Source organism: Halomonas sp. OfavH-34-E, from assembly GCF_024124525.1.
In the GTDB taxonomy this organism is placed as follows: Bacteria; Pseudomonadota; Gammaproteobacteria; order Pseudomonadales; family Halomonadaceae; genus Halomonas; species Halomonas litopenaei.
Genome location: NZ_JAMXRY010000003.1, coordinates 42,946 through 55,840, shown reverse-complemented (window position 1 = coordinate 55,840; position 12,895 = coordinate 42,946). Strand labels below are relative to the sequence as shown.

The following is a 12,895-nucleotide window of genomic DNA, read 5'->3' as shown; positions in this document are numbered from 1 at the left end:
ACGATGCTGAAACCGAAAACGAAGAAGGCGCTTAGGATCAATGCCTCGAGCCACCTGTCAGCCTTTCCGGCACCCCGCCCGTGACTACCGACAGGTAGGCAGGCAGCAACGACAGTGTGCAAGGCAAAAAGATCAGACCACCGGCGAAAGCGCCAAGCAAACCGACAGACGAGAGAGATTCCAAGGCGTTACCACCTCCTAGGACAGGATGTCTGTCGCACTTTTGCCCCTGGCCCGTGGCCTGCTGCGACATTCAGTTGGACGTAAGGCATTCAGGATTTCGCAGAATGACGGATTTGGAAAGATCCAGTTCCGTGACAGAGAATTCGTGCGATACTCTCGCACTCCGCACCAGCGGAACGGGACTACCGGCCTCCTGTAGCCGGCTGATCGCTCGGCGCACGCTCAAGATGACTAAGTCGCCAACCTGCCCTCGCAGCCTCTGGATGAGCCTTACAGGATGTCGTTTCATCTCTCTTTCTCCCGATGGTCAGTATTACGGGATAAGCAACCGCGTGAATAGCTTGTCCCAACAGCCCCACCTCATTCAACTCATCTCCCCAGCTCGCCATGACATCCTTTGCCGTGCCCCCTTCGGCGGGCAGGTTCTAGTCTGACGCCACCTACGCACAAGCCTGCCGGCAGATGGTGACTTATTCACGTTTTGCCAATCGAGCGCATTCCCGGCAAAGCCGATGCAGGAAAACTTGAAACTTCAATGAGAATGAGTCTTCTCGTTTGAAGCAGAATCTCCTTTACGAGACAGAAAGAGCCGCTCGGAAAGCAAGATAGCCCCCATCACCACGAGAGCAACAATTAATACCAAATAATCTGTCGTAGCCTTTACCCAAAGGAAGCCTGCCAATACGACCATATCCAGGAATATTGCAATCACTAGCACAGTTGGGCTTGCATCAACCTCCTTGCGCAGATGACGCAACACTCCCCAATGGATACCTATATCCATAATCAAATAGAAAATGATGCCAAGCGCAGCGATACGACTAAGGTCAAAGAATGCCGTCAGAACTAAGCCAAGCACGACCGTATAGACCAGGGTATGCTTCTGGATACTTCCTGGCATATGAAAGTGACGATGCGGCACCAGCTTCATTTCCGTCAGCATCGCCAACATGCGTGAGACCGCAAATATACTGGCAATGATACCCCCCGCGGTGGCCAACATGGCGAGAATGACGGTGAACCAGACAGCGGCCTCTCCAAGAGCCGGCCGCGCAGCAGCTGCCAAAGAGTAATCCTTTGTTTCGATGATCTCGCTCAGCGACAGATTACTGGCGACAGCGAAGCCCACCAGCGCGTAGATCACCACACATAGGGCGATCGAGATCATGATCGCCCTGCCAACGTTGCGATGGGGATCTTCTATCTCTGAACCACTGTTGGTGATCGTCGTGAACCCTTTGAAGGCCAGGATCCCCAACGCGGTTGCTCCCAGGAAGCCTGCAAGAGACCCCTCGGGCGCCGACGCCGAGGTTTCCATGCCGACCGAGTCGGCGATGATGACACCGATGACCCCAAACAAGATGATCCCACCAATTTTTATGAACCCGAGTACCGAGGCAACACCCTGGATCATCTTGTTGGCGGAGAGGTTAAGTAAAAATGCAGATATCAGCAGCGCAACACCCAGCAAGGGGACAAGCAGTGACCTATCCCCCACATCGAAAAGCTCTAGCGTGTAGGACCCAAAGGTTCTCGCTAAGAAGCTTTGCGCTATCACCATGGAAAAATACATTAAAAGCGCATGAAAAGCGGTGGTCAGGGTCGGTCCATACGCTTTTTGGAGGTACATGCCAATACCACCAGCTGACGGGTAGGCATTGGACATTTTCACATAGGAATAAGCACTGAAGGAGACGATTAGTGCCGCCGACAAGAAGGCTAATGGGAAAAGCTCTCCCGTCATCTCGGCCATCTGTCCCGTCAAGGCAAAAATACCAGCGCCAATCATGACCCCGGTACCTAAGGCAATCGCACCAATTAGAGAAAGGCTATTCTGCTCATACTGTGGGGTTCTATCCATTGACTCCATCATCTCTCTCCTTGGGTCATGAAACAGGATCCTACTGAAAGGCCTCTTGACATTCCGACATTCGCCCGATAACGAAGAGTAGAGCATGCATTGACAAAATTGGGTCAAAGCGTAGAACCTATGTGCTACCCAATAGTCAAATATTTTCTTTGGTTACAACCTCAGATCCTAGCAGCTGACGGTACGACATCCACAGCATCAGCGGCGGCAAGATCAACCATTGGAGTAACGGCGAGAGGCCCGTGCCCAACCACGGAACGCGGGGCATTAGCGGTGCATACTCCCAGCGTTGACTGACTAGCGTCGCGTACCACTCCATCGCCACCGTGATACTGACACCCACCAGCACGAAGCCCAAGCACTCCTTGGTCCCATAGACCCGAAGCCAGTCACGACGTCGACGCCATACAGCCACCGACCAATACGCCATCAACGCGATTACCACATCGCCAAGGGCCGCCTGGGTACAAGCCTGCACAGCTTCCCAATGTGGCATCGCAGGCATGCCCGCATACAATGGAACCTGTAGAAACTCCCAAGGCAGATTCAGCAGAAAGGCAAAAAGCGCGACATGAAGCTCCGGGGCCGAGCGGAATACGCGTAGCTTCATGCAGCGTTCACCCCAAGGCTAGCCCGTGCGTGGTTATGCCTAGCACTCAATGGCAGCTCCAAGGCTCTTGCTTGGCATTGTCCTTCACATTCTGATCGACAAACCGATAATGCTCTTCCTTGAAGCGGTTCCACCAGTCATGACTGATTTCGACCGCATGTTTTTCGAGGATATCTTCAACACAGTCGAGGCAGAGACGTGAAGCATCATAGGCCAGGTGAAGCTTTCGTTTCTTTTCATCGAACGAAACACTGTCTAGCCCGTAGAGCTCATCTATATCCGAAACAGCCGCTTTCACCGCATCCAGATCGCGAGAGTCAAGTTTTAAGTGCCGTTTCACCAAGGTCGTTTCAGAGACTCCCAACCGATGCTTTTTGTGCGTCATGAGACTTCTCCTCGTACTGTAATATCGTTAACATCCTTCAATTGCTATCGCCATGTCTCCCATGGCACTTACCTAGCTCACAGACCCGTTTCAGCAACCAAGGTTTGCTGGCTACGACGCGCAGTGATGACCAGGAGCGCACCGGCTGCCAACATTGGTACCGTCAACAGCTGCCCCATGGTGAGCCAATCAAAGGCGATGAAGCCCAACTGAGGATCGGGCAGGCGTGCAAACTCCACGATGAAGCGGAAGGTACCGTATAGGAGCAGGAATAGCCCCGAGATAAGACCTTGCGATTGCGGTTTCCGTGACAGCCACCACAGCACGGCAAACAGCACCACACCCTCCAGGGCAAACTCGTAGAGTGCTGATGGGTGGCGCGGCTCGGAACCCAATCCCAACATGGGCGGGAAGACCATTGCCCAGGGCACGTCGCTGACCCTCCCCGGCAACTCGTGATTGATGAAGTTGCCCAGGCGCCCGGCACCCAGACCGATCGGCACCAGCGGTGCGATGAAATCGGTCAGCTTAAGGTAGGCCAGACGGCGACGTCTAGCGAACAGCCATGCAGCTATCAGGACGCCGGCAAGGCCCCCATGGAAACTCATGCCCCCTTCCCACACCTTGAACAACCACAAGGGGTTGGTCAGCACCTGATCGAGACCATAGAACAGCACAAAACCCAGGCGGCCTCCGATGATGACGCCCAGAGCGCCATAGAAGATCAGGTCACCGATATCATCGTGGGTCAGGCCGAGGCGGTGTGCTCGCCGCCGCCCCAGCCACCATGCGGCCGTCAGCCCCACCACGTACATCAGCCCATACCAGTGAAGCTGTACCGGTCCGAGCGATAATGCCACTGGATCGATTTGTGGGTACGCAATCATGGCGATTTCCTCACGACGTTCAAGCTTCTACGAACCGTTCGACGTTACGCCAGCGGGGTCGCGCATCGTCAAGCGTGATCCCTTATGACTCAGCATAGCCCCGAGGCCTGAATACAAGCTGAATCTGGGCTCACAACGCGCCAATCAATCTGGCGAGAGGCACCATCGCTGGCAATCCTCACATCAATAATACAAATAATCGTTCGCGTTAGGCTGGGTACCTTCAAGATACTGCATTCGCAACGTCTATAATGTGCCACCCAGCCTCGCCGAGCCTGTTAGCTAGGAATGGCTCACTCGACGGCATTTCCACAGATAGTAGACACAAGGCAATACCAGAAGCGTCAATATCACAGCACTCAACATACCCCCTACCATCGGAGCCGCAATGCGACTGACGACCTCGGAACCTGTGCCGGAGCTGTACATCAGCGGCAGAAGACCGGCAATCGTCGAGACCGACGTCATCATTACCGGTCTCACCCTCAGCGCAGCACCGTGCAGCACGGCGTGACGTAGTGTCTCCCGGCGGGGTTGTACTCCCTTGTATTGGCAGCGCTCGATCATCTGCTGATACGCCTGGTTGAGATACACGAGCATGATCACCCCGATCTCGACTGCCACTCCTGCCAGAGCGATAAACCCCACGCCCACGGCCACGGAGAAGTTATACCCCAGCAGGTACATCAGCCAGATCGCTCCTACCATGGCCAGCGGCAGCGTGCCCATGATGATGGCTACCTCACTGAAGCGCTTGAAGCTCATGTAGAGCAGGATCACGATGATGGCCAACGTGAAAGGCACCACATAGCTCAACTTCTCTTTGGCGCGCAACATGTATTCATACTGCCCGGACCACGTCACAGAATAGCCGGCGGGCAGCTCGAGCTCCTCGGCCACAACGTCCATGGCGCGCTGCACATAGGTGCCGACATCCACGCCTTCGATATCCACGAAGGTCCAGCCATTGGGACGCGCATTCTCGCTCTTGATCGCCGGTGGGCCGTCTTCCACGTAGATGTCCGCCACATCGGCTAGAGCGATGCGCTGCCCATTGGCGGTGACGATCGGTAGCTCGGCCAGTCGCTCGGGAGAGTCTCGGTAATCCTGTGGATAGCGCAGGTTGACCGGGTAGCGCTCCAGTCCCTCGATGGTCTGCGTGATGTTCCGACCACCGATGGCGGTCGCCACCACTTGTTGCACATCGGCAATGTTCAGGCCATAGCGCGCCGCCTGAGCGCGGTTGATATCGACCTTGATATAGCGCCCTCCGGCCACCCGCTCGGAGTAGATCGAAGCGGTACCAGGAACATCAGCAAGGATCGTCTCCAGCTGCTGCCCGATGGACTGAATCTGCTTGAGATCTTCTCCCCCCACCTTGATGCCCACCGGCGTCTTGATCCCGGTCGCCAGCATATCGATGCGCGTCGAGATGGGCATCACCCAGGCATTGGATACCCCCGGTATTCGCACCAGGCTGTCGAGTTCTTTCTTGAGCCTGTCGGTGGTCATTCCCTCTCGCCACTCTTCCCGTGGCTTGAGCTGAATGAAGGTCTCGATCATGGTCAGCGGCGCCGGGTCGGTCGCGGTATCGGCCCGTCCGATCTTGCCGAACACGGTATCCACCTCGGGCACACTGGCAATCAGTTTATCGGTCTGCTGAAGGAGCTCCCTTGCCTTGCCGATGGACAGCCCTGGATAGGTGGTGGGCATGTACATCAAGTCGCCTTCATCCAGGGGTGGTATAAACTCGCTGCCGATCTTGCTGACCGGCCAGAAGCCCACCAGGGTTATCGCCAGCACCAAGGCGATTGTCGTCTTCGGGAATCTCAATACTGCCTTGAGCACTGGCATATAGGCCCCAACCAGCAGCCGATTGACCGGATTCTTGTGCTCAGGCAGTACACGGCCGCGGATGAAGTAGCCCATCAGCACCGGAACCAGGGTGACCGCCAGCCCGGCACTGGCGGCCATGGCATAGGTCTTGGTGAAGGCGAGCGGTGAGAACATCCGCCCTTCTTGGGCCTCGAGGGTAAACACAGGCACGAAGCTGACCGTGATGATCAGCAAGCTGAAGAAGAGGGCCGGTCCCACTTCCACCGCCGAGTCGGCCACCACCTTCCTGCGGTTTTCAGTCGTCAGCGGTGTACGCTCCATGTGCTTGTGCAAATTCTCGATCTGTGGCGCGGCTCCTCGCGCAACTTCGTGCCCGACTATTTGATCCGACTCACCAATGGCAGGACCCTGGTGCTCGAGGTGAAGGGCCAGGACAGCCAGCAGAACGCCCAGAAGCGTGCCGCCATGGAGACCTGGGTCAAGGCCGTCAACGACCAGGGCGGCTTCGGCCAGTGGGCCTTCGACACCGTGTTCGAGCCAGCGCAGACGCGGGACGTCATCGAGAGGTACCTGTGAGAAGGAGCCGTTCAGGTTGGCCTATACCAGCTTGAACGGCTCGATATCGCGGAAGATGCCGGTCTTGGTCATGTCGCGGCGCAGGGTGAAGGCCCACGGCGACCTCCTTGTCGGTAGATGCAGACAGTCTTTCATTCTGCACTGCTGCGAGCCGTTGCTGAAGGCGGGGCACCGAAAGCGGCGTAAGAAACTGCAGATTCAGCAGGTTAGCAGCAGCTCTTTCTGCAGCGGTGGAGTTTTCTTTCTGCACGGCAGCCGTGTGCTCAAAGCGGCAGTGGTCCTGTCGAGCAGCACCGGTTCCCGGCAGCAACCCTTTGCCCTTTCCCCTTTGGGGGGTTCGCAATATGCTAACTTTTCGGGGCAAGCCCCTTCCCCTTGAGCCCCCTTCCCTTACTTCCCTTACTTCCCTTACTCCCCTTTCCGCCCTTTTGGAATTTTCACCATTTGCTGATGTAATACCACTAGGCCGAGCATCGAGGCGCTTGACAGAGTTAGGTGCAGCGGCAAAAATATACGCAGACTACGTACACCTCTATGAAAGCCACCTTTGTCGAGCTGCCAGCCTTCGAGCGGCATCGCTCCAGCCACTTTGACGACGCTGCGTTTCGTGCCTTCCAGAGCTTCTTGCTCAGGAACCCAGCTGCGGGAGACGTCATCCAGGGCACAGGAGGGCTGCGCAAGGTACGGTTCAGCGACCCCAAGCGGCAGAAGGGCAAACGGGGCGGTGTTCGCATCATCTACTACTGGTGGCTGGGTGGATCCCAGTTCTGGCTGTTCACCCTGTACGACAAGGATTCACAGGATGACCTGACGCCAGCCCAGCGTAAGACCCTGAAACAGCTGCTGGATGCGGAGCTCAACGCGAGGACATGACCATGGGCCGTAATATCTTTGACGAGCTCGTCGAGGGCTTTGATGCTCTGGCGGATGAGCGCCAAGGCAAGCGCACGCTGCGCTCTCACTCCGTAGCACTGGAGGAAGTCCCCGATATCACGGCCGGTGAGCTCATCGCGCTACGCGAGAAGCTGCATATGTCTCGCCCGGTGTTCGCCATGTACCTGCGTACCAACCCCAGGACACTGGAGAACTGGGAGCAAGGGCGCGCCAAGCCCAATGCTCAGGCCAAGACCTTGATTCGGCTCGTACAGAGGTACCCCGAGACCATCGAACACTTGGCATCGCTCAATTGACCCAGGTAGAGGGGTTCCATCATAGGGTCTATGCTTAAGATCTGATATTCCCAGGGAGGGAGGCCCATGGTGCTGAAATCACTCCTGACCCGAGCCGTCGCAGCTGGCAAGCAGGCACATCGCCAAGATCAGCAGGACGGCTGGTCCGATGGCTGGCACACTCGAGCAAGTACCACGGAGGTGCTGCGCGTACTGCGCGACTCCACCGCCGATGCGGCCAAGTCTACTGCCCAAACTGCCACCACCCAGGAGGGGTGGCGACGACTTGCTCGTGGAGCGGGGAAGGTGGTCGGTGGTGCGGCCGTGGTGGCCGGTGGCGTGGCTCAGGGAATGCTCCAGTCGGCGTCTGTGGATTCTGAAGAGGCAGAAGAAGTGAAAGACGGCTGGAGAAGCGGCCATGCAGGCTATGGCTATTATATCGGCGAGTGGCGGATGGATGAGGACGAAGACGATTATCATGGAGGCAGGTCATAACCCCAATCCATGCCGACATACCTTAGGCTGGAGTTAGGCAAGCCTGTCACAGCTTCCCGCCCGATGAAGTGGCCTGAGCCTTCTGACCGCCGGACTTGCCAGCACTCTGTGCATCACCACTACCTTGGCGTAAGCCACTGCCAACGGCACTCCCAACCCGCATTCCAGCCCAACTCAGTACTCCTACCCATAGCGTCGGTAGCGCCAGAAACATCATCCCCTCCACGAACTGCAGCACCATGCGGTCGTAGAGGTTGTTGGCGGCGGAGAGCCAGCTCAGCTTGGCGGCGTCGCTGCGGTAGAGCAGGTCCACCAGGTTCGAATTGATCCAGCGGGCGAGCTCCCACCAGAAGGTCAGAAACCACATGGCGAAGAGCCCGAAGGTGGCCATGCCAGCGACCTTGAAGCTGTAGCTGGAGATGACCATCACGAAGGGTAGGCAGATGATGATGGCCATCACCAGGATGCCCTGCACCATCGGCAGCGCCTGCTTGAGCATGTCCATGCCGGCCTGGAACGGGAGGATCGACAGGGCGCCGCCTATGGCCGAACCGGCGGTGACGGTGGCATCCCAGAAGCTGCTACCACCATCCAGCCCCCGAAAGCCCACCACCGCCTGATCCAGGTTGCCGCTAGCCGCGCCGGAGCGAGGGCTCACCAAGCGCCGAATCACATAGTCCTCGGCGTCGCTGCCGGTGAAGACGCTGCGGAAGCCATCCCAGAACCCCGCGCCCACCTCATCATGCAGCCGGGCCCTCAGGCCTACGCTCTCGGCTGACCACCACTCCTGGCAGGAGGGATAGCCGGGCAGGCCGGGGCCGGTGTTGGGACGGGAGACATCCCGGTCGGCATCGTAGGGGAAGCCAGCGATGGGCCGCCCGGCGTAGAAGCTGTCGTAGTAGCCGGGCGTGGCCTGGAAGTAGTTCGAGCCGATCCAGTCCACGTCCATGGCGCGGGTAGACTCGATGGTCCCGCCCTCCTGCAGCAGCCGGTTGCGCGCCGGGCCAAAGCACTGGCGCTGGAACTCGCCAACCTCCTGTTGCAGCCCCGGATCTTCGACGCTGTGCAGGTCCAGCTCCATGCGGATGGACTCGAAGTCCGTCGAGCAGGGAATGGCGTGAATCGCCGCGGCGGTGAGCCCGTGGGACACCGCATGCACGCCCGCCCACCACAGCGGAATCCTCGCCTGCTGGCCACCGATCGAGCTCTCGGTCGCGCCGAACGCCCCCTCGGACCAGCCGCCAGCGGCGAACTGGCGTGTGCCGCACTCCAGCGAGCGGCTCTCATCGATATCGGCGGTGGCCAGCTGGACCTGCAGCAGCGGCAGGCAGGTGAAGGCGTAGGCCAGGATCATGGCATAGAGCCGGGTCTCGATGCGGTTGACCGTGAGGATGCCCTTGGTCCCCGCCTCGTCGCCCTCCTGGCGGGCCTTAAACCACTCGGAGAGCACCAGGGTGATGAACGGCACCGCGGCGATGCCGGTGCCGACCATGACGTGCCAGATGGCGTTGTTGATGATCCAGCCCAGCAGCGTCATGGCGTTGGCGAAGTAGTCGAACACCACCAGCGGCGCGGTCAGCAAGCCCCCCATCAGGCACCTCCCAGCTGGTTGATCAGGTTGGTGACTTCCAGCAGGACCAGGATGCCCAGTGCCATCAGCTCGAGCCGGCGGAGCTTGGCAAGCGCCTGTCGCCCGTCGTCGCGATCTCGGCGCAGTCGCACCACCGCCCGGGGGCGCACCTTGCGCCACCAGACCAGAGCCAGCGCGGCGTAGAGGCTCAGCCGCCAGGCCAGCAGCCACGGCCAGGCGGTCTGCCAGGCACTATGGTGGGCCTCGAGCCCTCCCAGCAGCCTCACGCTGACGGCGAGAATGGCGCCGCTCAGCAGGAACATGACGACCAGCACGGCCATGGCGAGCAGCAGCGACGGCCAGCGGGCCGGGTTCATCCAGGAGAAAGCGCGTCGCGTCATTCGTCGCTGCCCTCCTCGCCGGCAGGGCGGCCGCGGCCGTCCAGGGCCGCATCCGGCCTGAAGGTTTCGCCCTGCGAGGCCCCATGGCTGCGCCGGGCAGCCCGCTCCAGGGCGATGCCGGCAGCGCTGTTGCCCAGCGCCTGGCGGATCTCCATCTCGGAGCGCAGCGACTCGATATCCCGATCCAGGGCCACCAGCTTGCGATCCAGCGCCGACATGCCCTGCTCGTTGTCGGCGATGCCCGGATCACTGCTGCCGGCCAGCAGCAGCCGGCGCGCCCACAGCGCCTTGGTCAGGGTTCTGGCCAGGGCCATCTCACCGCTCAGGCGGTGGATCAGCAGCGAGGCCTCGGGGTCGCTGCGCAGCGACTCGATCACCCCGCGGGAGACGGTCAGGCCATCGCCGGCGGAGACCTGGCGCAGGTTGTCCGGCGTCAAGGGATCGCTACCGTCGATCAGCCTCAGCAGCTTACCGTAGACCTCCTGCTGCTCACGTTCCAGTTCACGCACCAGGCCACTACCGGCCTGGGTCTCGCTGCGCTCGCAGCCGTCGCAGGTACGAATCGACTGTTCGCCGATCACGGTCTGGGTCCACTCGGCGGCCTCTTCCGGGCTCTGCCACACCGTGCACATGCCACCCAGGCAAGACCCCGAACCACCGCCGGTACCTGAGCCGCCCGCACCGGAAGAGGCCGACAGCCCACCGCCGCCGATCCAGGTACCCTCGTTGGTGGCCACCGATCCCCAGCCGCCTCCGCCACCGGCGATGGGGGCCGTGCTGGTGGTATCGGTACGGCCATGCAGCAGGTTGTAGCCGGCGCGTGCGGTGTCCTCTACCACACGAATTGGCGCCTGACCCTGGCCACCGCGGTGCTGGCCACCCACCCAGGTCACGCCCTGGTTGCCGCCCGACTGGTCGACCTGCTCCTGCGCCGCGACGACATCGGCGTTGGACTGGGCCGCGCTCTGCCAGCTCTCAGCCATGGCCACCTGCTGCCATCCCTGGCCAGTGACCATATCGGCCATGCGCTCGGACATCTTGCGGCAGGACATCGACGCCCGGTCGAAGTCCACCCGCCCCTGCAGCACCCCGTTACTCAGCAGGTCGTAGAGCCCGGGGTTGGCTCGCTGAATGATCATGGCGGGCAGCGAGGCCACGGCGCCCTGAGCGTTCTGGACCACCGTCCCCATCAGGTTCTGGAAGCCATTGGTGATGCCGTTGAGCTGGTTGGAGACCGTGGCGCCGATATCGAAGTTGCCGCAGGAGGCGTTCATGTTCCAGCTGATGCCGATGCCGCGGCTGTTGGGGTTGTAGCCCCGGCCAGCGGAAACGCTGAAGGGAGAGGCACCACCAACCTGGTAATAGAGCGCATCGGCAGACTGCGCCTGGGCTTGGGTCGACAGCAGCCCCACCACCAAGGCGCCTGCCAACGGCATGAGGATGACGCACCGCATACGAGATCCTTTCATCGTCCTCTCTCCTTCAGGGGACTGCGTAGAGCAGGGTCTGCCCACGACGCTTGCAGCAGCGATAAGGGCGCCACAGTGACCAGGCGTAGTCACCGCCCGTGTCCAGGCGGTCGCTATAGGTGTCGGCCACGCTGCGGTCCGGCCACACCCGGCAGGATTTGCTCATGCTGGGCGTCAGGCGCTGCCAGCGATGGGTGGTGGCATCGCCCTCCTTGACCGGCCCGGGCGGCCAGTAGCCGTCACGGGCAGTAGCCACCAGTGGTGTGTAGACGTGGGGCTGCCCGGTGCGGGTGACGATGTCGGCGGAGCGCTGGGCGATGGTCGCCGCGGTTTTGTAGTCATGCACCTGGGTCAGAAAGCCGCTGCGCGGATAGACGTTGCCCCACAGGTCGCCGGGCTGGCCCAGCTCACGCATGCCGGGCGTCAGGGCTTCGGGGTAGAGCGACTCGGGGATCCCGCTGCGCCACGCCAACGCATCCAGGGTCGAAAGGTGGTAGGGCTGGAAAGGCGTCGCTGCCCCAGCGCACGACATGCCGAAGGCGCTGGCGAAGCTGCTGAAGGCACCGCCGGCGGGGTGGCCGATGGCGTTCACGTTCTTGAAGCGCAGGTGCTCATGTCGCTCTTGGTTGCCATCCGAGGTGCTTTGCCCGCCTGCCAAGGCATCGCCCAAGGGTGGCGAGAGGGTGGCCACCTCCCGCCAGGGGTTGTCGCCGGTGTTCTCGTAGCTGGAGACCACTAGCTCGGGGACGTAGTGGCGCACCTGGACCGAGGTGCGTATCGAGCAGCCCGACCAGGAGCAGTTGAGCCAGACGCAGATGCCGATGACCTGATAGTCCAGGCACTGAGTAGAAATCGACGACGCGACGATCTCTGGCGTCGTCAGGGCATGGGCGGGCCTGTCCGCCACACCAAGACTCAGCAACGCACCGCCCAACAAGGGCCCGAGGATCTTGAAGCGCATCATTGGCGCCCCTCCTGCCGCAGTAGACGCTCGGCTTCTCTCAGCGCCGCGGCCACATCCGGCTGGCCGTAAATCACATGGCGGCCATCGATCACCACGGCGGGGACTTTCTCCACACCCAGCTGCCAGGCCCTGGCTAGCCCGAGATAGCTATCGGCATAGCGGTCGGCAGTCTCCTGCCACTCAGGCGCCGCCATGCCCTCGCGCATCAAGGCCTCCGCGAGTTCAGGATCAGCAGGAAGGTCTTGCGACAACTCTGCATCCAATCGGCCGGGCGCATCGAGTTCGATGACCGCTACACCAGATGGCACATTGATGACCGGCTGTCCGGAGATGGTAAAGACTTCGGTGGTCTGCTCTGCGAGTGCGGGGCCTGCCAGGCAGGCAGACAGCCCAAAGGCAATCAGCCAGCGCCGTGGGTGGTGTCTCTCCATGCGTGCCACTCCAGTAGTACAAGGAATGAGCACAGCATTGCCGAGTACA

At 60.4% G+C, this 12,895-nt stretch carries 13 protein-coding genes and 1 pseudogene; 4 read left to right on the top strand and 10 right to left on the bottom strand.

Annotated features, from left to right (window positions below):
- Window positions 1-715: 715 nt before the first annotated feature.
- The 5 genes and pseudogenes from NH448_RS02175 to NH448_RS02155 all read right to left on the bottom strand — a co-directional run.
- Window positions 716-2,056: an APC family permease gene (locus NH448_RS02175; protein WP_045995018.1), complete on the bottom strand. Its 1,341-nt coding sequence runs from the start codon at window positions 2,054-2,056 to the stop codon at window positions 716-718.
- A gap of 133 nt (window positions 2,057-2,189) precedes the next feature.
- On the bottom strand, window positions 2,190-2,663 hold the full coding sequence (locus NH448_RS02170) for a hypothetical protein (protein ID WP_045995019.1): 474 nt from the start codon (window positions 2,661-2,663) through the stop codon (window positions 2,190-2,192).
- Between the two features lie 46 nt (window positions 2,664-2,709).
- Complete coding sequence (locus NH448_RS02165; RefSeq protein WP_045995020.1) at window positions 2,710-3,048, bottom strand: hypothetical protein; 339 nt, start codon at window positions 3,046-3,048, stop codon at window positions 2,710-2,712.
- Window positions 3,049-3,125: 77 nt separating this feature from the next.
- Window positions 3,126-3,935, bottom strand: a complete 810-nt coding sequence (gene lgt, locus NH448_RS02160) for a prolipoprotein diacylglyceryl transferase (protein WP_045995021.1) — start codon at window positions 3,933-3,935, stop codon at window positions 3,126-3,128.
- Window positions 3,936-4,217: 282 nt separating this feature from the next.
- Window positions 4,218-6,113 (bottom strand): annotated as a pseudogene (locus tag NH448_RS02155) (efflux RND transporter permease subunit); the annotation flags it as partial.
- Between NH448_RS02155 and NH448_RS02150 the strand changes: the two are divergent.
- From NH448_RS02150 to NH448_RS02135, 4 genes are all read left to right on the top strand, one after another.
- The gene (locus NH448_RS02150; RefSeq protein WP_045995022.1) at window positions 6,099-6,347 is read left to right on the top strand and encodes a hypothetical protein; all 249 of its coding nucleotides are present in this window, start codon (window positions 6,099-6,101) and stop codon (window positions 6,345-6,347) included. The pseudogene NH448_RS02155 and the gene NH448_RS02150 overlap by 15 nt on opposite strands.
- A gap of 534 nt (window positions 6,348-6,881) precedes the next feature.
- Window positions 6,882-7,220 carry a hypothetical protein gene (locus NH448_RS02145; RefSeq protein WP_045995032.1) on the top strand — a complete coding sequence of 113 codons (339 nt, stop codon included), beginning with the start codon at window positions 6,882-6,884 and terminating at the stop codon, window positions 7,218-7,220.
- A gap of 2 nt (window positions 7,221-7,222) precedes the next feature.
- Window positions 7,223-7,537, top strand: a complete 315-nt coding sequence (locus NH448_RS02140; RefSeq protein WP_071211161.1) for a transcriptional regulator — start codon at window positions 7,223-7,225, stop codon at window positions 7,535-7,537.
- 66 nt (window positions 7,538-7,603) lie between these two features.
- Window positions 7,604-8,011 carry a hypothetical protein gene (locus NH448_RS02135; protein ID WP_045995024.1) on the top strand — a complete coding sequence of 136 codons (408 nt, stop codon included), beginning with the start codon at window positions 7,604-7,606 and terminating at the stop codon, window positions 8,009-8,011.
- A 46-nt stretch (window positions 8,012-8,057) separates the two neighbouring features.
- On the opposite strand, the gene NH448_RS02130 is transcribed toward NH448_RS02135, so the two are convergent.
- The 5 genes from NH448_RS02130 to NH448_RS02110 are packed head-to-tail and all read right to left on the bottom strand — an operon-like array spanning window position 8,058 to window position 12,846.
- The gene (locus NH448_RS02130) at window positions 8,058-9,602 is read right to left on the bottom strand and encodes a conjugal transfer protein TraG N-terminal domain-containing protein (RefSeq protein WP_052704546.1); all 1,545 of its coding nucleotides are present in this window, start codon (window positions 9,600-9,602) and stop codon (window positions 8,058-8,060) included.
- Window positions 9,602-9,982 (bottom strand): hypothetical protein, encoded by a 381-nt coding sequence (locus NH448_RS02125; protein ID WP_052704547.1) that lies wholly within the window; start codon window positions 9,980-9,982, stop codon window positions 9,602-9,604. The genes NH448_RS02130 and NH448_RS02125 overlap by 1 nt, the downstream gene beginning before the upstream one ends.
- A complete protein-coding gene (locus tag NH448_RS02120; protein WP_052704548.1) occupies window positions 9,979-11,451 on the bottom strand; it encodes an integrating conjugative element protein in 1,473 nt (490 codons plus the stop codon). Before NH448_RS02120 ends, NH448_RS02125 begins: the two co-directional genes overlap by 4 nt.
- Before the next feature lie 13 nt (window positions 11,452-11,464).
- On the bottom strand, window positions 11,465-12,415 hold the full coding sequence (locus tag NH448_RS02115) for a TIGR03756 family integrating conjugative element protein (RefSeq protein ID WP_045995025.1): 951 nt from the start codon (window positions 12,413-12,415) through the stop codon (window positions 11,465-11,467).
- A complete protein-coding gene (locus NH448_RS02110; protein ID WP_045995026.1) occupies window positions 12,412-12,846 on the bottom strand; it encodes a TIGR03757 family integrating conjugative element protein in 435 nt (144 codons plus the stop codon). The genes NH448_RS02115 and NH448_RS02110 overlap by 4 nt, the downstream gene beginning before the upstream one ends.
- Window positions 12,847-12,895: the final 49 nt, after the last annotated feature.